The organism is Sinorhizobium sp. 8-89 (assembly GCF_030124325.1).
In the GTDB taxonomy this organism is placed as follows: domain Bacteria; phylum Pseudomonadota; class Alphaproteobacteria; order Rhizobiales; family Rhizobiaceae; genus Sinorhizobium.
In genome coordinates, this window is sequence record NZ_JASKLR010000035.1 from 17,403 (window position 1) to 42,584 (window position 25,182).

The 25,182-nt window shown below is 60.1% G+C and carries 21 protein-coding genes and 1 pseudogene; 7 read left to right on the plus strand and 15 right to left on the minus strand.

The window, feature by feature from the left end:
* Nucleotides 1–81: 81 nt before the first annotated feature.
* From QN219_RS30860 to QN219_RS30880, 5 genes are all read right to left on the minus strand, one after another.
* The gene (locus QN219_RS30860) at nucleotides 82–1,128 is read right to left on the minus strand and encodes a glutathione synthase (RefSeq protein WP_284004247.1); all 1,047 of its coding nucleotides are present in this window, start codon (nucleotides 1,126–1,128) and stop codon (nucleotides 82–84) included.
* 9 nt (nucleotides 1,129–1,137) lie between these two features.
* Complete coding sequence (locus QN219_RS30865) at nucleotides 1,138–3,015, minus strand: flavohemoglobin expression-modulating QEGLA motif protein (RefSeq protein ID WP_284004248.1); 1,878 nt, start codon at nucleotides 3,013–3,015, stop codon at nucleotides 1,138–1,140.
* On the minus strand, nucleotides 3,012–3,842 hold the full coding sequence (locus tag QN219_RS30870; protein ID WP_284004249.1) for an N-formylglutamate amidohydrolase: 831 nt from the start codon (nucleotides 3,840–3,842) through the stop codon (nucleotides 3,012–3,014). Before QN219_RS30870 ends, QN219_RS30865 begins: the two co-directional genes overlap by 4 nt.
* Nucleotides 3,843–3,985: 143 nt before the next feature.
* Nucleotides 3,986–4,198: a hypothetical protein gene (locus tag QN219_RS30875; protein ID WP_173513546.1), complete on the minus strand. Its 213-nt coding sequence runs from the start codon at nucleotides 4,196–4,198 to the stop codon at nucleotides 3,986–3,988.
* 545 nt (nucleotides 4,199–4,743) lie between these two features.
* Nucleotides 4,744–5,970 (minus strand): MFS transporter, encoded by a 1,227-nt coding sequence (locus QN219_RS30880; RefSeq protein WP_284004251.1) that lies wholly within the window; start codon nucleotides 5,968–5,970, stop codon nucleotides 4,744–4,746.
* A 139-nt stretch (nucleotides 5,971–6,109) separates the two neighbouring features.
* On the opposite strand from QN219_RS30880, the gene QN219_RS30885 reads away from it, so the two are divergent.
* The 4 genes from QN219_RS30885 to QN219_RS30900 all read left to right on the plus strand — a co-directional run bounded on the left by QN219_RS30885 (nucleotide 6,110) and on the right by QN219_RS30900 (nucleotide 10,345).
* Nucleotides 6,110–6,700 carry a TetR/AcrR family transcriptional regulator gene (locus QN219_RS30885; protein WP_284004252.1) on the plus strand — a complete coding sequence of 197 codons (591 nt, stop codon included), beginning with the start codon at nucleotides 6,110–6,112 and terminating at the stop codon, nucleotides 6,698–6,700.
* A gap of 702 nt (nucleotides 6,701–7,402) precedes the next feature.
* Nucleotides 7,403–8,845 carry a GMC family oxidoreductase gene (locus QN219_RS30890; RefSeq protein WP_284004253.1) on the plus strand — a complete coding sequence of 481 codons (1,443 nt, stop codon included), beginning with the start codon at nucleotides 7,403–7,405 and terminating at the stop codon, nucleotides 8,843–8,845.
* 11 nt (nucleotides 8,846–8,856) lie between these two features.
* Nucleotides 8,857–9,300, plus strand: a complete 444-nt coding sequence (locus QN219_RS30895; RefSeq protein ID WP_284004256.1) for a hypothetical protein — start codon at nucleotides 8,857–8,859, stop codon at nucleotides 9,298–9,300.
* A gap of 37 nt (nucleotides 9,301–9,337) precedes the next feature.
* Nucleotides 9,338–10,345 carry a phosphoribosyltransferase family protein gene (locus QN219_RS30900; protein WP_284004257.1) on the plus strand — a complete coding sequence of 336 codons (1,008 nt, stop codon included), beginning with the start codon at nucleotides 9,338–9,340 and terminating at the stop codon, nucleotides 10,343–10,345.
* A 136-nt stretch (nucleotides 10,346–10,481) separates the two neighbouring features.
* Here QN219_RS30900 and QN219_RS30905 read toward each other — a convergent pair whose 3' ends face one another.
* Nucleotides 10,482–11,984: a lipopolysaccharide biosynthesis protein gene (locus tag QN219_RS30905; protein ID WP_284004258.1), complete on the minus strand. Its 1,503-nt coding sequence runs from the start codon at nucleotides 11,982–11,984 to the stop codon at nucleotides 10,482–10,484.
* A gap of 558 nt (nucleotides 11,985–12,542) precedes the next feature.
* Here QN219_RS30905 and QN219_RS30910 point away from each other — a divergent pair.
* On the plus strand, nucleotides 12,543–14,021 hold the full coding sequence (locus QN219_RS30910) for a thiol-disulfide oxidoreductase (protein WP_284004259.1): 1,479 nt from the start codon (nucleotides 12,543–12,545) through the stop codon (nucleotides 14,019–14,021).
* Nucleotides 14,022–14,132: 111 nt separating this feature from the next.
* Here QN219_RS30910 and QN219_RS30915 read toward each other — a convergent pair whose 3' ends face one another.
* From QN219_RS30915 to QN219_RS30925, 3 genes are all read right to left on the minus strand, one after another.
* Nucleotides 14,133–14,555, minus strand: coding sequence for a DCC1-like thiol-disulfide oxidoreductase family protein (locus QN219_RS30915; protein WP_284004260.1), 423 nt, complete (start codon nucleotides 14,553–14,555; stop codon nucleotides 14,133–14,135).
* Entirely contained in the window at nucleotides 14,552–14,728 is a 177-nt protein-coding gene (locus tag QN219_RS30920; protein ID WP_284004261.1) for a hypothetical protein, read from the minus strand. Before QN219_RS30920 ends, QN219_RS30915 begins: the two co-directional genes overlap by 4 nt.
* Nucleotides 14,729–14,963: 235 nt before the next feature.
* Complete coding sequence (locus QN219_RS30925) at nucleotides 14,964–16,004, minus strand: acyltransferase family protein (RefSeq protein WP_284004263.1); 1,041 nt, start codon at nucleotides 16,002–16,004, stop codon at nucleotides 14,964–14,966.
* Between the two features lie 448 nt (nucleotides 16,005–16,452).
* Between QN219_RS30925 and QN219_RS30930 the strand changes: the two genes are divergently transcribed.
* Nucleotides 16,453–17,229, plus strand: coding sequence for a sulfite exporter TauE/SafE family protein (locus QN219_RS30930; RefSeq protein WP_284004265.1), 777 nt, complete (start codon nucleotides 16,453–16,455; stop codon nucleotides 17,227–17,229).
* A 160-nt stretch (nucleotides 17,230–17,389) separates the two neighbouring features.
* Here QN219_RS30930 and QN219_RS30935 read toward each other — a convergent pair whose 3' ends face one another.
* The 6 genes from QN219_RS30935 to QN219_RS30960 form a co-directional block, all read right to left on the minus strand.
* Nucleotides 17,390–18,469 carry a sn-glycerol-3-phosphate ABC transporter ATP-binding protein UgpC gene (locus tag QN219_RS30935; protein WP_284004266.1) on the minus strand — a complete coding sequence of 360 codons (1,080 nt, stop codon included), beginning with the start codon at nucleotides 18,467–18,469 and terminating at the stop codon, nucleotides 17,390–17,392.
* 1 nt (nucleotide 18,470) lies between these two features.
* Nucleotides 18,471–19,667, minus strand: a complete 1,197-nt coding sequence (locus QN219_RS30940) for a DUF2961 domain-containing protein (protein WP_284004267.1) — start codon at nucleotides 19,665–19,667, stop codon at nucleotides 18,471–18,473.
* Between the two features lie 31 nt (nucleotides 19,668–19,698).
* The gene (locus tag QN219_RS30945) at nucleotides 19,699–20,547 is read right to left on the minus strand and encodes a carbohydrate ABC transporter permease (protein WP_284004268.1); all 849 of its coding nucleotides are present in this window, start codon (nucleotides 20,545–20,547) and stop codon (nucleotides 19,699–19,701) included.
* Nucleotides 20,537–21,481 (minus strand): sugar ABC transporter permease, encoded by a 945-nt coding sequence (locus QN219_RS30950; protein ID WP_284004269.1) that lies wholly within the window; start codon nucleotides 21,479–21,481, stop codon nucleotides 20,537–20,539. The genes QN219_RS30945 and QN219_RS30950 overlap by 11 nt, the downstream gene beginning before the upstream one ends.
* 57 nt (nucleotides 21,482–21,538) lie before the next feature.
* Nucleotides 21,539–22,894, minus strand: a complete 1,356-nt coding sequence (locus tag QN219_RS30955) for a sugar ABC transporter substrate-binding protein (RefSeq protein WP_284004271.1) — start codon at nucleotides 22,892–22,894, stop codon at nucleotides 21,539–21,541.
* A 61-nt stretch (nucleotides 22,895–22,955) separates the two neighbouring features.
* On the minus strand, nucleotides 22,956–23,960 hold the full coding sequence (locus QN219_RS30960) for a LacI family DNA-binding transcriptional regulator (protein WP_284004272.1): 1,005 nt from the start codon (nucleotides 23,958–23,960) through the stop codon (nucleotides 22,956–22,958).
* Between the two features lie 137 nt (nucleotides 23,961–24,097).
* Here QN219_RS30960 and mscL point away from each other — a divergent pair.
* Nucleotides 24,098–24,550, plus strand: a pseudogene (gene mscL, locus QN219_RS30965) (large conductance mechanosensitive channel protein MscL).
* Nucleotides 24,551–25,182 lie beyond the last annotated feature (632 nt).

A 25,182-nucleotide genomic window follows, 5' to 3' on the forward strand; every position in this document is an offset into this window, starting at 1 on the left:
AATATTACTTTTGTAAACTCACGTTTGAAATCATCCAGCGTGTTTGCACCAATTTATCGATGCGTCGTGGGCTCGACGTCGTTAAAGCGTCGCCAGTGTGCGGTTCGACAATGTTCCCGAATAGAGCTGTCGGATGCTCAGCTTGTTTTCCAGCGCGATGATGATGTCCTCGCTGAAATCCACGCCGTAAAGCCCGGCGATCTCCGGCAGGGTTCCGGGACTGAAAACATTGATCTCCAGTATCTTGTCGCCAACGATATCGAGGCCCACCAGGAACATGCCGTCGTCCACCAGTTTCGGTCGAAGCTTCTCCGCAAGGGCGAGAATCTCCGGCGTGATCGTTGCCGCTTCGGGCGTACCGCTGGCGTGTATGTTCGAGCGCACATCGCCCTTGGCCGGCACCCGGCGGAGCGCTGCATGTACACCGTCGCGCTCCAGCGGCCGTCCGTTCATGAGAAAAAGGCGGATGTCGCCGGCGGTTGCATCGGGCAGGTAGGTCTGGGCGATCAGGTACCCTTCGCCGCTGGCAACCTCGAATATCTGGTTGAGGTTGGCTTCTTCCCTGGAACTGATCTTGAAGACGTTCTTGCCACCTGATCCCTGCAATGGCTTCAGGATCACGCCGTCGGGATGCGCATCGATGAAGGCCCGGATTTCCTCGATGCTCCGGGAGGTCACCGAGGTGGGGCGAACAACTCCTGGAAAACCTTGCAAATAGAGCTTGTTCTGGGCACTTGCCAAGCCGGCCGGATCGTTGACGACGATCACGCCGCGATCGACCGCGAGATGGCCGAAATTCACGCCGGCATAGGCTGCCCAAGAACGCTTTTCGGCGTCTTCCGAAGGATCGTTGCGGAGAAAAAGCACGTCGATTTCCGTGACGTCGATCGTCCGGACCTTCGCTCGCTCGTCCTTGAGCGCATTCAGCAACGTCTCCGGTTTCTTCGGTTTCGGACCATGCAAGGTCGTGGCGCGGACCAACAGGCTTTCGTCGGAGCGCAATACGAAATCCCCGGGCATGACGTAGCAAACGTCGTGCCCACGGGCGAGCGCCGCGAGCGCAAGCCAAGTTGTCGTGTAATAGGTAGCCTCGCCTTCGATGGAATTGACGAAAAAGGCGATGCGCATGTCCGGCTCCTAACGTTCGACCATGTCGAGTGGCGACATTCCCGCACGCGCTCTGGCGAGGCGTGACGGCGCTTCCGGATAGTCTAGGAATATAGGGTGAACGGCCGGCACACCAAGCAGGCCACGGGCGCTCAGTTCCTGCATCACGCCAAAATGCGACGCGGCGATCTTTCCCATCCAGAAGGGTTCCAGAGCGCCGTCAGCCGCGAGATGGGTGAGGAGTTGCAGAAGGCCGCGCAGGTAGATCGCGTCCTTGGCCAAGCCCCCACCGCGATAGACGCGCAAGACGACGTTGAAGGCATCCGTCCTCAATAAACCATGGTCCTCGACGAGCAGTCGATAGGTTTCCGGCAGCGACGCGCCATCAAGCATTGCGGCGCAGGCAACGACGCGGGCCGCAATGAGACGCAGCCGCTCAGCGCTCATGCCGCTGGTTAGGAACTCCGCAAAGACCGCCAGCCCCTCCTGCATGCCCTCGTATCCGGCGAGGCCGGACCGGAAAAGGCGCAAGCCCTGCGCCGAACCGTTGAAATAGGTCAGCAGGTGCACGCCGATTTCATGGCTCAAGATCGGCTCGACGCGCTCCGCTTCCATGGCGGTGCTGCGTGCAATGAGGAGGCGGCTGCCCGAAACCAGAAGACCGGAGGGAAGATCGTCGCGCACTTCTACGGATGCGTCGAAGCCGGCATAGCGGCGCCGGTATTCGGCAATCATCGCGCGCGCCTGTTGCTCGACGAAATAGCAATCGGCGTGTCGTTCCCCGACGCGTGCCTGGCCGCCTGCATTGGCGTTCCCATCGCCGGCCCGGGCAAGAATGTCCCGCGCTGCCCGCAGGAGCTCCGGTTCGACGGGACCATAGAGCGCGCGGCCGAATTCGACGAATTTTGCGGTTTCCCGGGCCGAAAGCAACGAAAGCTGAAGATCCAGTTCCTGCTGCTTTTCGCGGTAGAGCTGGTACAGCACCGGGTCTTCAAGATGGTCGAAACCGATGGAGAAGAGTTTCTTCTTTGCCGCCTCGACCTGCAGCGTCAGCGGCCGATACAGAAAACGCGGGGCTCGCCGGTAGTCGCTTGCGGCAAACTCGCTCCAGGCTGAGTCGGCATTGATCGGGGTCACGGCGAGCAGGAAGTCGAAAGTCGAAGAGACCTCGTCGATGCTGCGATCGGTGCGGACCACGGCGTCGATGAAGGCCTTTCTGCCGAGCGCCCGATGCGTCGAGATGTTCATGCTTTTGGTAGCCCTGACGAACGCTGCGAGGGCTTGCAGGCCGGCATCGAAGATGCTTGCGATAAGGCGTTCACGAAGCTGCGGATAGATGTTGCCGGATTCTCCCTGCCGATAGATCGGCGCGAACCGAACGCGAAGATAGGGAAACGGCATGTCCATCCCATCGGCTTCGCGAAGTTCGACACGCGGCGTGCGGAACTTTGCTTCGGTCGCTTCGGCGGCATCGGCAAATGCCTTGGCGGCAATCCGCGCGGCCCCCTCCGGGCTCGCCGTGACCTCGATCTTGAAGGGCGGAAGGTACGGTGCGTCGTCGGTCAACAGTTCATCGCGCGCAAGCTCGCTCATTTCCAGGACCATGAATGCGCCGAGACGCCGCTTGAGCAGCGTTCCGATGGCTTCTATGACCGAAATGGCGATGTCGGCCTCTGGTGTAATGAGGTAGGAGGCATTCGCTTGCGCAATCTCGCGAGCCACCGGACCTTCGTCTTCGCCGGAGATGTGCAGGCACAGGAAAGGAAGCGCGCGATCGATGTGCAGCCGACCACCATCCGGAAGATCTTTTCGTACCGCCTTGCCGGCTTTGATACTCGCCAACGCCTCGGCGAGCCAGTCGGGCGTATCTGCGGTCTCCCTGGGGGTGGGCTCGGCGGAACGTTTCATCGGTCTGCCACCAACGCGCTCACAAGCAATGGCAGCGTCGACGAGACAAGCTTCCTTATCGCGGCAAGCGCCTCCGGGTCCGGCTCGCCCGTCCATTCGTCCATGAAGAATTTCTTGAATTCGACGGCAATCGCGCAGCCCGTATCGGGGAAGCGCTCATGGATGAACCGCGTTTGTTCGCCTCTACCCTGAAACGCGATGTTTTCCCGCACATCGAGCCGGCGCCCCTGGCACTCGGTGCAACGCAACCCCTCGACAAAAGCATCCACCACACGGGCCCATTTCACGCGATCCATCGAAGAGGTGCCGATGTTGACCTCCGGCGCGACTTCCGTTTTCGCCGCATCCGCTTCGGGGCCGTCGCGCCGGTGGTTGTAACTGTGCACGTCGAGAACGACAAATCGTCCATAGCGCCGCTCGATCCCGGCGAGCAGCGCCTCGAGCATGGCATAATATTCGTCATGCATCGCCAATGACGTCTCTACCACCTCGCGCGGCGGCTCGTGGGTCCAGACCTTGAGACCCCATGCCTGCTCCGGCCGCATGTAGATGGCACCGCTGCGCGGGCGATTTATATCGACCTCGAATCGCGAACGATGAACGATGATCCGGTTCGGGAAATCGCGGATGATGAACTCGGTGAAGGGATCCTCCTCGCGCAGCCGCTCGACGTCCGAAAGAGCAAGGAGGCCTTTGGCCGCACCGCGCACGACATGACCATTGTGAATGGCGGTGGCGACGATAGGCGAGTCACCGCGATGCTGCGTCCACCATTCGTGGTAAAGAAGCTCCGTTGACACCCCATTGGGATAATCCGGCATCTTCATCTCTCATCGTTCCGCAGCTGCATTCCGCGTATTGGTGACATGCCTACAATTCAAAAACGAACTTTTCTGTTCCCATGTGCGGGCGCAAAAAAGCACCGCGCGCGGCGCAGACACCGCAAACGAAAGGCAGTGCGGCTCACGCCTCATGCACGATTGATCGTCGGTAGCAGAAGTTGCACCTCGCGCTGTCTTTCCGGCGCAAGTATTTCGACGTTCTTCTTCCAGAACGCCTCGGCCGCGGCCGGCTCTGGCTCCCAATTCCGGACCGATGTCTGGTTATCATCAATGACCACCCGGCGATGACCGCCGAGGCGCAGATATTCCTCTGCCAATCTGCGAGCGTCTGTCTGTTCCATGGCTTTCACTCCAGGTTGTTCCCGGAAGCTCGGCTCGGCGGCGCCTCGCCGGAGACTGCCTATCCGTAACGCTCCTGGCGCGCGGACGTTCCCGGAGCGCAGGTCTTCGGCATGTGAGGCGCTCGCTTACCGAAGTCTATGATATTTATACGCGCTTCCAGTCGTCGATGCGAGAACGAAGGAGTCGAGACCGATCTCGGAGAGCGCTGGAATGCCACCGCCGCCGCGTCGGTCGCAGTCACGGCCACGCTCCGAGCGTCGGCCGTGCGCGTGTCGACCGCCTGACGGCGGCCGGGCTGGACGAGCTCGAAACTGCGGATGATGGCAGGGTCTTCGGTCCGCTACGGTTTAGACCGCGGCCGCTGCTCGAAGATGACCGAGCTATTTCCTGTCTTGCGGTTGGGCAAGTGACGACTGGAAGCCTGAGTTTGTGTCTGATGCGTTTGAAAAGGCACGCCACACTGAGAGGTGCGGCATGCCATTGGCAATGGAGATTGAAAAAACAGCGCAGTTGCAAGCCGCGGTCCCTGCCGACCTCCGCGGGCTTATTCCGCTGGCTGCGGGAGCTCGTCGCTAACATGCTCCCCTCTCTCTGCAGCGAGGCTGGGCTGCCCCAAGGCCACCGTCGCCACGGTCGCCGCGCCGGCTGCCACTGATACCCAGAATCCGTTCTGCGCACCAAAATTGTCCACCACCCATCCGGACACGAATGCACCAAGCGCCATCCCGATTCCGATGCCAGTCATCACCCAAGTGACGCCCTCGGTCAGCATCGAGTCCGGCACGCGGCGCTCGATCAATCCAAAGGCGGTGATGAAGGTTGGCGAGATCGCAATGCCGCTAAGGAATACGGCCAGAGCGAGCAACGGTACGGATATGCCCGCCGCAAGAAGCGGCAAAGACGTGACGGCAAGCACACTGACTGCGATGAGCAACTGGCGGTGCAGCGGCATTTTGGGGTTGAAAGCGCCAAGAATGAGCCCGACCACGAAGGAGCCGACGGCATAGACGCCGATCACCAGACTTGCTGCACTCGGCTGCCCAAGCTCCTTGGTGATCGCCACGGCGCTTACTTCGGCCGTTGCGAAGATCGAGCCGACAAACACAAGCGCCAGCGTGATGATCTGTACGGGGCGCCGACCGATTGCCGAGCCCTTTGTAGCCTGGTCCTGCGCAATCCGTACTTTCGGTTCAGTCGAACGTTGCAGGATGAAGGCTGCAGTTCCCAATGCAAGGAAGAGCGTGCTGATCAGCATGCCGGCCTCAGGAAAAAGCGCGACCGCCAACCCTACCGAGAGCGATGCTCCCGCAATGTAGACGAGCTCGTCAGCGGCGGATTCGAATGCGAAAGCGGTGTTCAACTCTGGCCGGTTACGGAAAAGCTCCGTCCAGCGAGCACGTACCATGGCCGGTATGCTCGGCATGCTCGCGGCGAGGAACGCGGCGACGAACATGGTCCACTCAGGCCATTTCTGGTTTGCTGCCAAAATGAGTGCGAGGAATGACAGGGCGGAAATGATCGTGGTCGGCGTGACGACGGCCGCCTGGCCAAAGCGATCGACGAGCCTCGATATCTGCGGTGAAACAAGGGCGTTGGCGAGAGCGAAAGTTGCCGAGACGGCCCCTGCCAGCCAATACTCGCCATGGGTTTGAGAGAGCATTGCGACGATCCCGATCGGGGCCATCGCGATCGGCAGACGTGCGAAGAAACCCGCGGCCGAAAAGCCTTTGGCGCCGGGCGCGGCGAATATTTTTCTGTATGGATTTGACATGCGACGCTCCTCTAAAATCGCGGGCGCGCCACTTACATACGTGGCGTATGCAAATAGCTAATTGCATACGACGCGTATGTCAAATAGAATACGTCGCGTATGTGAAAAAATATACGCATCGTATGCGAAAAGGACATTGATGGTCAGGTCACGCAAGGAAATGATTGCCGAAACCCGTGCCAAGCTGATTGGAGCGGCGCGCCGGGCATTCGGAACGATCGGATACGCGGACTCTTCAATGGATGATTTCACCGCCGAGGCCGGACTGACACGCGGAGCGCTCTATCACCATTTCGGAGACAAGAAGGGCCTGCTTCAGGCGGTGATCCAGGAGATAGACGCGGAAATGACGGCGAGGTTGAACAAGGTGTCAGCCGACGCGCCGACGCGGTGGCAAGGCTTCGTGGCGGAGAACGTGGCCTATGTCGAGATGGCCCTGGAACCGGAGATCCAGCGCATCATGTTTCGGGACGGCCCTGCCGTTCTTGGCGATCCGTCGATGTGGCCCAACGCCAATGGCTGTATCGCCGCGGTGGCGCGGACCATCAGCGCCCTGAAGGCCGAAGGTTTTATTGTAGACATCGACCCCGAGGCAGGTGCCAGGCTCATTATCGCAGCGAGCAGCGGGGCAGCGCAGTGGATCGCCAATTCCGATAATCCAGCGGAAACATCCAAGAAGGCGGTGGGCGGCTTCCGCGTCCTACTCGAAGGTCTGCGCGCCCCAAAATGACAAGTCTCCGCCGCACCATCTGAGTTCGGGCCAGGACTGCGACCTACAGCGCTGCGCGTCTCGTCAGACGCGCGAAAATACAGGCTCCATCGCTTCACGGCGCCAGGCTCAGGGCTTGGGTTGCCTACGATCCGCGGCGGCCGCTTCGGGTCGACTTCAGCTGTGCCTCGCATCGAGCTGTAGGCAACTCATCGACATTCCTCCCGCCTCTCTTTCTCGAAAGGAAGTGGGACCTGGGAAACAAGAGTTCGCGGAGACCTAAGCTCGCGATTCCAGAAAACCTTCCCGTGCATGTTGCCATGCGGTCGTATTTTGTTAAGGTTTGTAGTTCGGTTCACCACCGCTGGGGTTGTGAAAATGAGAGGTTTGGTCTCGTCGAACCGCCGGACTTGTGAACGGGTTAGCGTGGTCGCTCTCGGCGGACGCGTGAATCGCGGGTTCGACATTGGGGCAGCTTCTCAGGGGCTCATCTTCATCGGCCCGTCATTCCTGGTGGTTGCCTGCCTCGTCAGATTTGCTGATGGTGGGCCGGTCTTTCAAACCCATCCGCGAATTGCCCGACGCGGTAGCATCGCCAAACGCAAGGCTTTCCGCGCGACGTCTGGGAGCGTCGGCCACGTGCCGGCGATCGACCTGACGGGCAGGGCTATGCAGCAGTCGTTGAGGCCACGTCCCGATCCATTCTGTTTAAAAGGCTAGCGAATGGTCCTGGACCTCCGCCCCGAACAGGTAGCTGGAGAGCATTTCGATGTCGTCGTGATCGGCTCAGGCTTTGGCTCAGCCTTTTTTCTTCATGGCTTTTTGAAAAGCCGCAAGGCGCGGGTCCTCCTGCTCGAATGGGGCCGCCACAACTCGCATGCGTGGCAACTTGAACATGGGGCCAATACAGACCTCAAGGATGAGCAGACCTATAGGAGCAATTCGACTAAGCCGTGGAACTACACGATCGGTCTCGGCGGCGGAACGAACTGCTGGTTCGCCCAAACGCCCCGGTTCCATCCGAATGACTTCAGGCTGAAGAGCCTCTATGGGATCGGCCAGGATTGGCCGATCAGCTACGACGATCTCGAGCCTTCCTACTGCCAGGCGGAAACAGTGATGTCCATCTCGGGAGATCCGGATATGGACGCGATCATGCCGCGTTCGATGCCTTTCCCGCAGCCGCCGCATCGCATGTCGACGCCCGACCGCATGATGAAAACGGCGCAGCCCGATCGGCATTTCGTCATGCCGACGGCACGGGCGCGGGTGGCGACGGAACAGCGTCCGGCGTGCTGCGCATCGCTTCGATGCTGGCTCTGTCCCGCGGATGCGAAATTCACCGCAGACAACGGCCTGATGCATGTGTTCGAACACCCGGACGTATCCGTTTGCCTCGGCGCGGAGGTCCGTCGGCTGGACCACGCCGCGGGCGCGATCAGCGCGCTGACATTCCGCCATGGCGGTAAGGAGCATGTCGTCACCGGCGACCTGTTCGTCCTCGGAGCCAACGGAATCCAGAGTGCGGCCATCATGCTCAGATCCGGTCTCGATGGCGAATTCGTGGGGCGTGGTCTTCATGAGTCCTACGGCTGGAACTTCGAAGCCTATCTTGACGGCGTCGACAATTTCGATGGCAGCACAATAACGACGGGACTGAACTACGGCCTTTATGACGGAGAGCACAGATCGGAGCAGGCCGCGGCGCTCGTTTATTTCGAAAATCGTTGGCAGCACGGCTTGCGGCCGGAGAAGGGGCGCCTGCGGCAGACGCTGCCGCTGGTGATCGTCGCCGAAGACCTCCTGGATTCGGAGAATTTTGTCAGCCTTGACGAGAACGACAACGCCTTTGTCAACTACAAGGGACCGGCCGATTATGCGGTGCAAGGCATGGCACGAGCTCGCGAAAAGCTACCCGAGCTGCTCGGCCCATTGCCCGTGGAAAAGATCATCGTCCACGGGTTGCGGGGGACCGAATCGCATGTCCAGGGCACGCTTCGCATGGGCAAGGACCCGAGCGATTCCGTCGTCGACCGCGACCTGGTCCATCACGACTTCCGAAACCTGCTGATTGTCGGCACGAGCACCTTTCCCAGTTGCTCCTGCGCCAATCCCAGCCTGACCGCCGCAGCGCTCTCGCTGCGAGCCGCCAGTCGAATTGGGTGAAGGAGGGGAGAATGAAGGGTATTTCGAGGCGCACGGTGCTGACCTTGGCAGCCGGTGCGCTTGCGTCGACAGGTCTCGGCTACGCCGCCGCGCGCTCGTTGTCCGACGCGGACCTCGTGCGGGCAACGCTCGCAAGATACCTCGGCGATCTGAACGTGACGGACGATCACCTGCGCGCATTCATCCTGGAATTCCAGAAGCGCAATCCATGGGATTTCCCGACCGGGAAACTGGCGGACGCAGCGACGCTTCTTGAACGGCTGCATTTGGGAGACATGGCGCGCCCGCTCTTGCCCGGCGACGCCTTGATGCGGCTGGAGCGCTTCGAACGGCTGTTGCTGGCCGATTTTCATCTGCTCACGAATTACGCCTGGCGGAGCGGGAGCGACGATCCCATTACCTATTCCGGAAGCCAACACTGCGTGAACCCGTTTGCCAACTTCGAGTCGGTTTAGCCTCGGCGCAGCAGCGCCACTACTGAGGGCAAATCATATGCAGTATCGATCGATCGCCGATATGAATGCCACAATAGCCAAGAACCTTCACCGTTTGCCGGGTGACATTGATCTGGTCGTCGGCATCCCGCGCAGCGGGATACTGGCCGCCAATCTCGTGAGCCTGACGGCAAATATTCAAATGACCGATCTCGACAGCTTCATGGCCGGAAAGGTTTTCTCCTGCGGGATCACGAAACGGTCAACCCTCTTGGAACGCCCATTCGATGAGATGCGCCGTGTCCTGGTCCTTGACGACAGCATCAATGGTGGCAGCGCGATGAGGGAAGCCAGGATCAAGGTGGCAACGGCGGGTATAGCCCGCGACAAGGTGATATTTGCTGCCGTATACGGCACCTACGAGCGTTACGAGGAGGCCGATCTCGTCTTCGAGGTGGTGCCACAGCCGCGCCTGTTCCAGTGGAACCTCATGCATCACAAGTTTCTGGAGCAGAGCTGCGTCGACATCGACGGTGTCTTATGTCTCGACCCGACGAACGAAGAAAACGACGATGGCCCTGCCTATCTGCGTTTCCTCGCGGAAGCGTGCCCCCTTCATGTGCCTACGCGCAAGATCGCCTCTCTGGTGACCAGCCGGCTGGAAAAGTACCGGCCCCAGACGGAGGCTTGGCTCGCGAGGCGGGGCATTCAATATAGCGAACTCATCATGCTCGACCTGCCGAGCAAGGAAGAGCGGCAGCGCCTGGCCGCCCATGGCCGCTTCAAGGCGGACATCTACCGGCGTTCGGAGGCCATTCTGTTTATCGAAAGCGAACACGAGCAAGCCGTGAATATTGCAAAGCTCTCGGGAAAGCCGGTGCTCTGCCTGGAGACGCAAGAGATGATCACACCAGCTTCAGCGCTGGTGCGCGAGCGGCTGCAGAACGCCAAGACCGCCGAGGGAAGGCATGCGATGTTGAAGGCAGCGGCGCGGGTGATGTTGGGCGAAAGAGGTTACGAGGCGTTGAAAAGCCAAGTGAAAAAGGCCGGCCTGATCTGGCAATGAGTGGCTTCCTTGGTCGAAGCACGGCAAGTCATCGCATCGCATTTGAACGGAATCGCGAGGCGCTTTTACGATCTTTGTTTTCGAGCGGGTCGTCGTCCCAAGACCGCTGCGCATACTTGGGCGCCATGCACCGGGTTCAGGACCTAGTTTGTCCCCCTCCAGTCGGCTTGGCGACTCTCGCAGGCAGGAGATTGACAGCCTCCTGCAGCGAGGTGCGGCCGAAAGGAAAGAGAAGTGCGATCGCGACAGTGATCGTGTAGGAGAGAAATGCGGCACCCAGGATCGCGAGGACCGCGTGGTCCGGCAGAAGTGGTCTCATGAGCCATACGACCGCCAATGCTATGTGTGATCCTAGGACGAAGGGGCTTGCGGCGCGGATCATGTCCCCGACTCTCAAGGGTCCTTTCTTGCCGACATAGATCCAGAGGAAGGGTGTCCGCAAATATTCGCTTGCCGCGTAAACGATCGCGACCCCCAACGCGCCATGCGGCAGCCCGATGATGAACGCCAAAGCCGATGTCGTCGCCGTGACGATGCCCCAGCGCATGAAATCCCCCGATCGGCCCTGGCTGATGAAGAGCCAGCCCGCCGGATTGTTGAGAGGCTGGAGCAGGCCGGCAAATCCGAGCGCCCGGAAAATATCGGCGCTCTTCCGCCACTGTTCCCCGAGCGCGAACGGAATGAGCACATCGGCTATCGCCACGGCGGCCGCAACGCCCGGAAGCGTAACGATTAGCATCAGTGGCATCACCCGAAGATAGGCGCTGCGGTATCGGTCAGGCTCGCCGGCCAGCCGTGAGAGCGCCGGCACCATGACTTTCGCAAGCGGATTGGCGATTTGACTTAAGGGAAACAGCAGAAGCTTGTAGGCCCGATCGTAGAGCCCCAGCTGCGCGTCGCCCAAGTACTTGCCGATCAGGATATTGTCGAGATTGCGGGCGAAGAAATTGGCGAAGTTGAAGCCGGTGATCCCGGCGCCGAAGTTGAGCAAGTCGCCGACGCCTTCCACCTTGCGCGGGATGCCTGGACGCCATCGCGAATTCGCCCAATAGCAAAGCGTCGGGAGAACCGCACTCGTCAGCGTGCCGGCGTAAAGAGCCCAGTAGGATCGATCGATGATCGTCCAGGCGACGGCAGCGCAGAAGCCGGCAATCGCGCTGGCGATTTCGATGAGCGCGAGCCGGCGGAAGGCCATGCGGCGATTGATAAGGGCGAGGTGCTGGGCTCCGAGACCGTAAGCCGCGATCTGCAAGGCCATCGCGGCGATAAGCGGGCCGACCCGAGGCTCGCGGTAAAAGGCGGCGATCAGCGGCGCCGCCCCGAGCATCAGGCAGGCGAGCGTAACACTGACGACGACATTGACCCAGAAGAGGTAATTTACCTCATCATGCGTAATGGCGCTCTTTTGCACGGTCGCCTGGGTAAGGCCGAAATCCTGGAAAAGCGCGATAAAGGCCAAGACCGGTGCGCACATCGCCACGATGCCGAAATCCTGTGGCGAGAGGAGGCGGGAAAGGACAATGACCGAAAGGATCTGGGTCGAAATCTTGACCGCCTGAGCCAGTCCCGTCGCAACGGCGCCTCGCCCCACGCACTTGCGGAGCGTACCTTCGGGTGGATCGAACGCACTGGCTTTCAAATCCTTACCCTCATACCGGTTTCGGTCTACGAGCACCCTGGAATATCGAGATATCTTTCGCCGCGCAACGGGAAGAGGCGATTTCCGCCTCAGGTCGTACTGAGACGGCGGGCACTTTGCGTTACACGCTCAGGTGGCCGCCGCGACCCTGACGCGGCGCAAGGAATTGGCCACTCTCAAAAGCCGCGCAGGCGATATTTCGACCCCTCGGGATGCGGGCCGATGATTCTCTACGAGCAGAATCCCCATTTAAAACAAGTTGCTGATATTAAACTTCAGGGCGTGGCCGAAATTGGTCGGCCGTGACATGCCCGCGACTGAACTCAGGCGGCAATGCACTCCTGGGTCGCACAAACGTCGCGAAGAGTTAAGGTCGGGGACGACGCGAAGGAGTGTTTATTAAATACTACAGCGCCGCGCATTCATTCAGATTTTGAAAATGTCGCTGTAACACCTCGAAACTGCGCATGGTTCTGTCCTTGGTCGCTTTCGATTGAAGGCATTACGCCGAAGCTTGTTGCCCAGGACGATTAACAGTCATTTGAAGTGGAATTCATGATGACGGTAAGCGCGATACCTTTCTGGAATTTCGGCCAGAGCAATCCCCCCCGTGTCAAAGAATTGGCTTACACCTATGACGGCCTGACCGCATTCACACCCTTCTGGGCGCTGGCCGCGATTTTCAGCATCGCCGGCGATACCCACGGCCTCATCGGGTACAAAGGATCTACCTATATGGCCCTGAGCTGGGCCGTTGTGCTGTTCAGTCTGTTGCTTCTCCTCTACCCACGGCGCACTGGGTTTCTGTTGGCGCTGGTCGCGCTCTCGCTGGCGCTATACGCCCTTCGCCTGCCTGTCGCCTCAAACAACAAGACGATCGCTACCGTCATGAACGGCGCCATCCTGCTCAGTGCCGCCGTGCTCTACGTGAAGGCGGGCCGTCGCGGATCCATAGACCGCGTGGCCCTTTACGACCAGATCCGGGTCGTCGCGCGTGCTCTGCTCGCGATCATGTACTTCTACGGCATCTTTCATAAGATCAACACCGATTTTCTCGATCCTGCCGTCAGTTGCGCTGTGGGACTCTATGTGCCGCTCGCGCGCCCATTCGGACTCGAGGATAACTTGTTCGGCCGATATCTGGCGATTTACTCCACCTTTGTTATCGAAGCGATCGCCATCGTGTCGCTTTATTGGAAACGCTATTTCGCCGTCGGCTTCATCCTGGCGCTGATCTTCCACTACATCATCCCGATCTCCGCCTATTCATGGTACATGGACTTCTCCAGCCTGGTTTTTGCGCTCTACGTGCTGAGCATCCCGACGCCCGCCAGCAAGATGCTCTATGGTATCTCGCTCGGCGTGGCCAATGCGCTGCGTGAAAACTTCGGACGGGTCGGGACGCTCGTCCCCGGCGTCTCATTGCTGCTGACGGCCGGCGCGGTCGTCATGATTTTGACCCTTGCCTTCCCGGTGCGCTCCTTCGACATGATCGTCCATTCCGTATGGGTCCTGGTCTGGGCGGTCGCTGGCGGTGCCGCGATGGTGGTGCTCACCTATGTGGCGCTTTGGAATCTGCCTTGCGAGAACGTTTCCCCGCCTCGCCAGCCGGCGTGGATCTACGCCGTGCCAGGCTTGTTCTTCATTTCCTGTCTGTCGCCCTATGTCGGGCTGAAGACCGAGAGTTCGATCAACATGTTCAGCAACCTGCATACCGAGGCTGGGCAGACCAACCATCTGCTCTTTTCCAAGCCGCCATATCTTTTCAACTACCAGAACGAAGTCGTGAAGGTCGTCGACGCTTCCGATCCGCACTGGGTGCGCCAATCGCAGGCCGGCAATTTTCACATCCTGCACGACCTGAAGCGGCAGTTGCGATGGAATCCGCAAGCCTGGGTGACCTATGTGCAGGAGGGTGCCACGGTGACACGGGCAACAGCAGCAAGTCTTGCTGCTGAAATGCCGAACATTCTTGAACGCAAACTGCTGATCTTCAAGCTGGTGGATTTCTCGCGGCCGAAGGTTTGCACGCATTGAAAGCGCACCACATTCGACGCGCTCATCAAGCGCGATTTACGTCATTTTCTGTCCATGCCGTCTGCCCTTGGCGACATGGGCAGAAGTGCGCTGGTTCAACAGAGAACGCGATCACCAACCGTTGCTGGCATCCGGCGAGCGGTCAAGATCCGTTGGAAGCAGCGGCCGGCCGCGGATACGCAGCGTAACGCGGCGCCCGAATTTGAGCATGGGATAGATGAGCCGCGCGGCCGTCCTGTTGGAAAGAACTGCGCGGTTGAACCAGCCGAATAGCGACGAGGAGGAACTGAGTATCGCCAAAAGGTTGACGGCTTCGTCGCCATGGTAGACGCGATCGTCGAAGACGAAGAGCATTCCTTCATTCAGGTCGTAGCCCTGACGCTGGAAGGTCGCCACGCGCGGATCGCCGGAACGGGCGTCAACCAACTCGACCGCGCCCACAGTCTCGCGCAAGCGCATGAACCGAACATAGCTCTGGCAGAAGACGCAATCGCCGTCGTAGACGATGAGCGCCGGTTTCGCAGCTCCCTTCATTGCTCCACCGGATCGCTGCCAAGCTCTGTGGGCGGCTCGGCGACATCGCCCAAGGAGCATTCGCCGTAGAATGTGCAGCCCGAAACAACGGGCAGGTTGGCGAGCGCGTCGAAGACCCCGACAAATGCCAGTACGACGATACCGATCGCGATCAGCTTTTTGTAAACAGGCATGTCTTGAAGCATTCTGTTTCGTTCCCTGACCGGGTTCACGTCATCTGACTTGCTTCGTTGACGACCAATGGATACCGCTCGACAGGCGCGACCATGATCTCATCACCGGTCCCAGCGGACCGTCGCCAATTCTGTGCAATGCACAATCTCTCCCACGATGGGTGAAAAATCAAGAAAATTCTACCTCTGAGTTGCGCCTCTGGCGAGTTTGTGCAACTGAAGATTGCTTATGGGCTTATCTCGCGCGGCCGGCGAGGCTCCGCCTCATACGATCGACGCTGATCGACAGCGAGCCATGGCCCAGGAACCATGGCGAAAGAATCGTCGACGATTTGAGGAGGCGATAGGCGAGGTAAGGCAGCCCGACGGACAGGGCGATGAGCGCCACCTCTGAGGTCACGCCTGAATCGCGCAGGGTGAAATGAACGAACTGGTGACCGAACATGATGACCAGGGAGGCCCTTCCGAGCTCGGCAACCGGGGCGACCGGAATGTTTCGCGCGGTGACCAGTTGAATGAGGCTGAGCACGGTGACCGAGATTGCCAAAGCGAGCAGCAGGCCGAGGATTGGTGGGCCGAACTTGGTGTTCTTCATCGTCACCGCAAAATCGACGCCTGCCGAGGCCAGAGCGATTGAAATCCCGAACACGGCAAACGCGCCCACGGCAATCGCACTCGCGGGGAAACTGCGCTCTCGCAGGGCGTGCCCAAACCAAAAAGCGCCTATGGCGAGCGGGACGTTGGTCAGGGCGAGAGGAGAGCGAACCTCCGACCAATAGGACTGGATCACATAGGCAAGGACGACGCAGCCGGCAACGAAGATCAACATGGCAAGGTCGGTTGGTCCGGCGGTTCTGAGCGCGACTTCGTTATAGAGAACCTGCGTTGCGAAGAGACAGGTCACGAACCAGAAGACGCCGAGCTCGCCGGTCAGGTATCTTCCGCCCAGGATAGCGTTCGTCATCAGTTCCCTGATCTGCCAGGGCGCCGGTATTTCACCGCGAAGGACGTCGACGAAAAGCATACCGGTGATGACGAGGCCGAGAAAGGCAACATAAGGGATCAGCAGTCCGCGCCCCCGCTTCGAAAGCAGAACCTTCCGGCCGGACACCGTGAAGAGATAGCCGGAGATGACGAAGAAGAACGGCATGAAGAAGAGGGAGATCGCGAAATAAATCGCAGGCGCCCATTGCCATTCGCTGTGGAAGAGGACGTGGGCGAGAACGACGAAAACGATGCCCGCCCCCTTGGCGACGTCGAGCCAAATCTGGCGCATTGCGAGCCTCCAATGCCGTGATCGACCGAGATCGGCCTGTCGGCGTTTTCGGATCCCGGCATTGTGCAGCGTAAGGCGGAGTTGACCAACCCCCAAATTGCTCCGGACAGGCAATGCCGACACGAACAGGAAGTCCTTCGCGCGGGAAGGGGCCGAGGCAAAACGCCCTTGAGCGCCAGCATGTCACGTCAGAGGACAACAAAAGTGTCGCTGCCGTTACCCTTCCGAGGTTGCGAGCCTTCGTTGATCATATGCGATGGGCGCTCACATTATGAGTAGACCTAGCCAGCGGATATTCCCCTCCGGGAACAAGCGGGACGCGCGGCCGTTTCCATGGTGGCCGAGAGCATCACGACTGAAACTTGGCCGAACATAGAGCCTTCCGTGTCTTATACGCTCGTCAGGCTTTGAATGCGCCACGGTCCAGTGTTTCAGTGCGGAGGCTTGAGTGGAAGACTTCCTACTGTTCGCAGTCGTCGGGTTCCTGGCCCAGGCAGTCGATGGCGCCCTTGGCATGGCCTATGGCGTGATCTCGTCGACGGTACTGCTGGCCTTCGGAGTACCGCCGGCGCAGGCGTCTGCTTCAGCTCATGCGGCGGAACTGTTCACCACCGCCGCTTCCGGCTCGGCCCATCTCTATCACCGCAACATCGATTGGAAACTGTTTCGGCGACTGATTCCGTTTGGAGTAGGCGGGGGCATGATCGGTGCCTTCGTGCTCACCTGGTTCGAAGGCGATCAGGTCAAGCCATTCGTTACAGCTTATCTCGCGATAATCGGGAGCTGGCTTCTCTACCGCTCCTTTCATCGCATCCCCACAAAGCCCGTGAGATTAAGAATTGTGGCGCCGCTCGGCGCTGCAGCCGGGTTCCTTGACGCTGCGGGCGGTGGGGGCTGGGGGCCGGTCGCGACCACGGGGCTTCTTGGTGCCGGTGGACAGCCGCGATTTGTTATCGGCACGGTAAATGCAAGCGAGTTCCTGATCGCGCTTTCGGTTTCGGTAAGCTTCCTTGCCGCGATCGCGATCGGCCATTGGGAGATAGGTGACGGGATCTACGCCTATCTAACGTCTGTCGCCGGGCTGATCCTTGGCGGTGTTCTGGCGGCGCCTCTGGCAGGATGGATGGTCAAGACATTGCCGGAAAAGATGCTTCTGCGGCTTGTCGGATCTCTGATCACACTCTTGGCCGGCTATCAGACTCTGGAACTTACCGGATTGCTCTGACGAGCGCCGCCCGGATGATGATGTCGTGCAAGCATGATCGGGTCATCCGCCGTCGGCCGATGGCACATCGTCAGATCGACAATTCTCGTCGAAAACAGCTCCAAATCAGGTACAGCCTACCTGCCAAAAGCAGTGCATCCGCCCAACAACGGGAAGGGACTCAAGCGTTCAGGGCGCCCGTCGTCGCGTCGCCCCTGCCAAGTCGCAGGGTGGTCTGACCGTCGAAGAAGTGGACATCGGCGGAAGCGAAGGCGAGGCCGATCTGGTCGCCGGGTGCCAGGCTGATGCGCTCGCGAAGCAACATCGCCAGTTGCGCTCCGCCGAGCTCCACCAGAAGGTGTGTTTCGTCGCCCGTCGGCTCCACGATCAACACCTTGGCGACGGGGCCGGCGGCGCCGATTTTCAGCTTGTTGGGCCTTATTCCCGCGATGGCCGGTCCTTTATGAGCCAGATTGACGGCAGGAATCACGAAGCCGCCGGGCGCTCGGAACGTGCCGTCGACGACCTCGCCTTTGATGAAGTTCATCGAAGGACTGCCGATGAAGCTCGCGACGAAGAGATTGCGAGGATTATCAAAAAGCTCCAGCGGCGTCCCGATCTGCTCGACATTGCCGTCGCGCATCACGACGATGCGGTCGGCCATCGTCATCGCTTCGATCTGGTCATGCGTCACGTAGATGCTGGTGGTGCGCAGGCGCTGGTGCAGACCTTTGATCTCGGCACGCATCTGCACTCGGAGCTTTGCGTCGAGATTTGACAGGGGTTCGTCGAACAGGAAGACTTCCGGGCGGCGGACGATGGCGCGTCCCATGGCGACGCGCTGGCGCTGGCCGCCGGAGAGCTGGCCGGGATAGCGGTCGAGCAGACCCTCCAGGCCAAGCATGGTAGCCGCTTCGCCTACCTTCTTCTTCTGCTCGTCCTTCGGGAGCCGGGCGAGGCGAAGCGCGAAGGCCATGTTCTCGGCAACAGTCATATGCGGGTAGAGCGCATAGTTCTGGAAGACCATCGATATGTTGCGGTCCTTCGGAGCGACCTCGTTGACGATATCGCCTCCGATCGCGACCGCTCCGTCGGAGATTTCCTCAAGGCCCGCGATCATGCGCAGAAGAGTTGACTTGCCGCAGCCCGAGGGGCCTACCAACGCCACGAATTCGCCGTCGGCGATCCCTGCCGAGACACCATGGACGACTTCCAGCGCACCATAGCGCTTGACCACATTCCTGATTTCGACGCTGGCCATCTCAGCCTCTCGCTTTCTTCATTGCCGCTTCCATGTTGTGGAACGGGCGGCGATAGGTCGGCACCCGGTCCGCGACATCGGGGAACTTGCCGAAAGGCTTATGCGGCTCTGCCTGGTACCAGAAGGCGACGGAGGAGATATCGTCGGCGCGGCGATTGGCGTGACCATGTTCGATCGTCACCCGAATGCTCTTTTGGAAGATAGCGGGGTCTTCGATATGCCAGCGATAGAGCGTCACCGGCTCGGTCCAGTTGGGGCCGCCGGCCGCGATGATGCCGTGGTAGGGCGCGCTGTAGTCCTGTGTCGGGCACCAGGCGGTGTTGAAATAGTCTTCCGTGCCCGTACCGTGCAGGGTCGGCGGCCAGGCATCGTTGGCACCTGGTTCAGACTCCGGCCGCGGTTCGATCAACGCCGCTTTCGGACCGATGCGCGGATCGGGCTTGCGAACCGTATCCGGCACCGACAACCCCTGCTCGCCGTCGATGAAGATCATGTCGTCGCCTTCGCCGTACCAATCCCAGACTTCGGAGCGGCGCCGCGAATAGACGCTGTAGAGTACGCCAACGTAATGGCCGCGCCCTTCGGCTTCGAGGATCGTATAATTCTGCCGACCATCGATGTTCTCGCCGCCAAAGAGGAACTGTTCGTTGGTCAGCCTGGCTTCGCTCATACCCTTTGGCTGTGCCTGGCGGTAATGTGCGTGGAAACGCCCCATGTCCTCCTCCAGGACGTCGTGAAGCTCGAGATCGATATAGTAGTAGAAGAGGAGGTCGTGTTCCGCCTCGTTGGTGACGGTGAACTTCATGTGCGAGCCGAAGGGCATGGGGAAGTAGCAGTTGAAGGCCTTGCCGTCCTCCGGGCTCGCCTGCATCGGCAGGCTGGCATAGTTGACGGTGCGAGCGTGGCCCATGCCGAAGAAGTCGCCGATAGGCGCCTCGATGCTCGGCTCCGTCTCCCCGTCCCAGTAGGCCCTGAGAACGATCTTGCGCAGGAAATCTTCGCTCTCGCATGCGAGCGTCGCCCAGATATGGGTGACGATGCCGGCGCCTTCGTGTTCGCCAATCACCACCGTCTTGCCGGGTTCGATGTGCAGCCTGTCGTCATTGCCGCCGGTCCGGTCATGGCTGGAGAAGCGGCGCGTTTTCGCGTTGCGCAGCTTCGCGAGACCGCGAAGGGGCGAGAGGCCGGCATTGGTCATTCGAATTGCTCCTGTGTAAATCGCTCGCAGCTCACTTGAGGCCGCTGGTCTTGAGGGAATCCATGATCTGTCTCTGGAAGATCACGAAGAGGATGAGGGTCGGGATGGCGACGATCGTGGAAGCAGCCATCATGTAGTTCCAGGATGCGGAATACTGACTCTTGAAATTCGCAATCCCGAGCTGGACGACCCAGAGATTGGGGTCCGAGGTGATGGTGAGCGGCCACAGGAAGGAATTCCAGTTGGCCAGGAAGAACAGGATCGCCAATGCCGACATGATGGGGCGGCTGAGCGGGAGGATGACGCTCCAGTAGATGCGCCAGTAACCCGCGCCGTCGATGCGCGCCGCCTCCTCGATCTCTTTCGGCAGCGACAGATAGTACTGCCTGAGAAGGAAGATGCCGAAGGCATTGAAAATCGCCGGGATGATCAGTCCCACGTATGAGTTGAGCATGCCCATCGCTTTTACGATTACGAAGAGCGGTACGATGATCACCGGCAGCGAGACGAGGAATGTCGAGAAGATCGACAGAAACAGTATCTCGCGGCCGGGAAATCTCAGTCGCGCCAGCGCATAGCCGGCCATGGTGTGGAAGAACAGCGCCACGATCGTGACCGTGGCCGACACGAGGAAGCTGTTGACCATGTAGCGGATGAACGGAACGCCGGTCAGCACATAGATGAAATTGTCGAGCGTCGGCGCCTGCGGGATGAGGTTCGAAGAGAACGACTCCGCCGCCGGCTTGAAGGCGATCGACACCATCCAGAGGAGCGGAAAGAGCGTCATGAAGGCGAGGATAGCCGTCACCACCATCCAGAGGCCACGGACCAGCGTGACCTGTGATCTGGAGAAATAGGGCTGGGGGCGCTTACTGCTCATGGTTGAAACGTCCTCCCCGGGTCAGAGCAAAGAAAACACCCGTCACGAGCATGAGCGCCACGACCAGGATGGAGGCCATGGCAGCTGCGTAGCCGAAGGCGCCGAAACCGAAAGCCTGCTGGTAGATGTAGACGATCAGCACCGACGTGGCGTTGGCAGGCCCGCCCTTGGTCATGACGTAGATGATGTCGAAGGCCTGCGCGCCCGCGACGGCCGCAACCATGGACACCATGACCACGAAAAAGCTCGTCGGTTTGAGAAGAGGCAGCGTAATGAACCAGAAGCGGGCGATGGGGCCGGCCCCGTCGATCATCGCCGCTTCGTAATATTGCCGGGGAATGTCCTGCAGACCGCCCAGGAAGATCAGCATGTAGAACCCCATCAGGAACCAGACGCTGACCAGGACGATGGTGATGAGCGCGAAGTTGGGATCGCCGAGGAAAGAGAAGCCGCCCATGTCGAGCGCTGCGGTCAGCCTGCTGATCACGCCGATCTTGTCGACCACCATGAATTGCCAGACGAGCGCGACGACCACGAGGCTGACCATGTGCGGTGCAAAGAACATCGAACGCATGACGGCGTTGAAGCGGTCGGTGCGCTGCACGAGAAGGGCAAGGCCCAGGCCGCATACGTAGAGCAGCGGGACCAGCATGATAGCGTAGAGCGCGGTAACCCTCGCTCCCTTCCAGAACAGCGGGTCGTTCCACATGCGGAGGTAATTTCTTCCGCCGACGAAGGAATAACCGCCGAAACCGTTTACCTCGAAGACGCTGAGCACGAGCGATAATGCCATCGGCACGCCGAGAAAGACGAGCAATCCCAATGCATCCGGCAACACGAAGAGGTAGCCCGCGATCCACTCGCGATGCTTGGCGGAAAGGCGGGCTCGGCCGGCGTGCCTGCGCCGCGCGGTCGTTTCGGCAATCGTTGTCATAACGTCATGTCCAGCTTGCTGAGGCGGCCGCATCGCGTGCGGCCGCCGGTTTGGCCGTCAAAGGATCGGTGCGCCTTGATAGCTCGAAAGGAACGCGTCGAGCTGCTGAGAGGCGGCCGTCGCCGTGGCTTGCGGATCGGCGCCGCCCAACTGCGTCTGTTGGATCGCATCGGAGATGATCTTGTAGACCTCCGGCGGAACGCGTGGCTCCGCCCGGGTCCCGGGATGGATCTCTTCGGCGAATTTACCGATCATACCTGTCGAGAAGGCCCGGCCGCCAGCCTTCAGCGCGCTGTTGCGCGGCGGCATGTCGGATTTGCCCTTGGTGCACCAGGTGGCGACCCGGTCGACAGAGCCCTGATCCATGGAAGCGAGGGCCCAGGCGCAGAATTCGCCCGCCGCGTCGGAGTTGCGGCCTTTGGCATTGGCGACGAATGCCCATCCGCCACCCACGGTCACATATTTGCCGTTTGGCGGCGTCGGCAGCCGGAAGACGCCATACTGGAAATCCTTGGCATTGCTCTGGAGCTGTGAAATGCCCCAGATGCCGACGTTCTGCATGGCGACGTAGCCGGATGCGAGGTTGGCGATCGTATCATGCCCGCCCGCACCCATGATCTGGCGGGGCGCCACGCCACTGTTGATCGCGTCCTGCCAGAACTTGAGCGCTTGCACCGTCGCCGGCGAATCGAAGCCGCTCTTGCCCTCCGGCGTCTGGAATTCGCCGCCGCCCTGCCAGAGGAAGGGATACCACGTGAAGTTCTGGTAGTAGCCCGGCTGGGTCTCGAACATCACCCCGAAGCGCTCGGGAGTCGTGAGCTTCTTGGCGACCTCCAGCAATTCATCCCATGTCTTGGGAACGTCGTTCTCGTTGAGGCCAGCCTCCTCGAAGGCCTTGACCGAATAGTACATGGCCATCGGCTCGACTTCCATCGGGATGCCGAAGATCTTGCCGTCCACCATTCGGTTGGCAATGACGCTTTCGGGAAAGTCCGCCTTGGCCGCTTCGTCGATGAAGGGGGTCAGATCCTTGAGGACGCCGCCATTATAGTAACGCAGGAAGTCGCCCGGCGAGATGATGAAAATGTCAGGTCCTTCGCCGGAGGCAAAGGCGGTCGCCAGTTTCGGACCGCTGATATACTCGGAGTTCGGAATGAACTCGAGTTCGATCTTCTGCGGATGGCTGTCGTTCCAGTCCGCGACCGTCTTCTCGAACCACGCGACCTGGCTCGCTACTGGTCCGCCGGGCGCGTAGAACTGCCAGAATTTCAGCGGTGTTTCCTGTGCCCGTACGGCCAGGCGGTTGATGTGGGGAAATCCGCCGAGGCCGACGACGCCTCCGGCTACCGCCGCACCGCCCTTAAGCAGCCCGCGCCGTGTCAGTTTCGGAAAAGCCTTCTCTTTGTCAGTCATTACTTCCTCCCGGTTTTTGCTGGTAAACGCCCCCGGCTCCTCTCCGGAGGGCGGCTTCGCCTTACGCCGTATCGAAGGCGTGAAGGATGCAGGGGATTACCTCTGAGCGAGGCGGCCCTGAATACTCGCCCGACAACCGTTCGAGCAGCATGGCGGTTGCTCGGTGGGCAAGCAGCGAAGGGGTGTTGCCGACACGCGCGATCCGCGGCCGCACATATTCGAGCTGTGGCTGGTCGCCGAAAACGGCAATCGCGACGTCGTCGGGAATGCGGACGCCGCGATCATGGAATTCGGCGATCGCTCCCGCCGCCATGAGATAATTGCCGAAAAAAATGACTGAAGGCAGGCGATCGCCATGGGTCGCCAGCAGCCATTCTACGGCTTCCTGGCCTGACGGGCTAAGATACGTGCCTTCACGCCGCAGCTCGGCGAGCGGTTCCACGCCGTGATCGCGCAGTCCCTGTTCGAAACCCGCCGCCCTTGCCATGGCCTCGGCAAAGAAAGACGGGCCTGTGACATGGGCGATGCGCTTGTGGCCTTTTCTGGCGAGGTAAGCGCCCATCTGATAGCCGCCGCCGAAATCGTCGATCTTGACGCTGTCGACGGCTGCATTTGGCAGGTCGCCGATGAAGACGGTGGGGACGTCCATGCCGATCAATGTGTCGTGCATGCCATGCAGGGCAAAATCGCCGACGATCAACCCGTCGATCCGGCGGTTGCGGATGTGTCTCAGATATTGCTGGCTATGTTCCTGCGAGTGACCGCCGGGAACGTCGGTGTTGAAGATCAGAAGATCCAGCCCCGTCGCCTCGAGATCCGATTGCGCCGCTTTTACGAGTTCCGGATAGAAGGGGTTCCGGATATCCGGGATCAGCATTGCCACCAGGTTGGTCCGCCCCGTGCGCAGGCTCTGTGCCTGGGGGTTCGGTACGTAACCTAGCTCGGCTATGGCCGCTTCCACTCTCCGGCGCATTTCGGCCGACACGCGGTCTGCATGATTCAACACATGAGAGACCGTGGTCAGAGATACGCCCGCTCGTTTCGCGACTTTGGCAATCGTTGTCATGTTTCACTGGATAGACGATTACAAATCGTTTTGCAAATCGTTTTGCAAAACGATTTGCGGCGGTGCAAGACACGAACGTGAAGGCGCGCCTGTCTTCCGGCAGAAGGTTATGGCGCGTCATAAGGTGGATCCTTCATTTGGCGCCATGCGCTGGGGTCGAGGCAGCTGACGAAGGTCACGAGGAGTTTATCGCCCGCGGCAATGTCATGGATCTCGCCGTCGGCGTGATCATCGGTGCCGCCTTTGGCAAGATCGTCGATTCGGCCGTCAGCGACCTCATCATGCCGATCGTCGGCGCCGTGACCGGCGGCGTCGACTTCTCCAACTAGTTCCTGCCGCTGTCCTCCGGGGTGACGGCATCGACGCGGGCAGCGGCACGGTCGCAGGGCGCGGTCTTCGCTTACGGAAACTTCATCACCGTGCTCATCAACTTCCTGATCCTCGCCTGGATCATCTTCATGATGGTCAAGGCCGTGAACCGCGTGCGCGCGTCGATCGAGAAGGAGAAAGCACCGGCGCCGGCAGCACCGCCGCCGCAGGACATCCTATTGCTGTCCGAAATCCGCGATCTTTTAAGGCAGCGGGCGTAAGGGTTGGGGAGGGGGGCGTCAGGGGCACCCCTCGCGCCATTCCTGGGTTCGCGCGGTGCGGCCTGGCAACGGTCGGCGTGATGCAAAGCGGATCACCTCGGCTTCGACGGCGGGCCGTCAAATCCATTTGGCGCTTGTCGACGCTGAGCACTTCAAAACCATTGGCGAGCCCGCGATCGCCGACGCCGTTCTTGATCGCATCGTTTTCAACGCCCATCGAATTACCCTCGAGGGCGAAAGCAAAAACAAGGCCGCTCTCGACCGAACGCAAAATGGCGAAGTCAATCACCGATGGCATCAAACAGGCGGGCGAAAGTCGATCCCGTGAAACTGTCCGGAAATGCATAAAACGACTATCTGCGATATCCGCAGCGATTGAACTGGAGATCGGCGACGCGCCGATCAGAATTGCGGCTGACACCGATGCAGGCCCGATCGCGGCGGTTATGCTTTGCCGTGGGCAATTTCAGGCTGCAGACTTTCGACAGTCCCGGTAGTTCCATAATAAACCTTATCTGATCTTTTTATGTAGGGGGGTACATTCTATTTCCAAGTGCGACATGGCAATAAAAACAATGACTTGGCCCTTGGAGATTTGTGCATGTCGCAGTGCTATTTGCAGCTCACCCTTC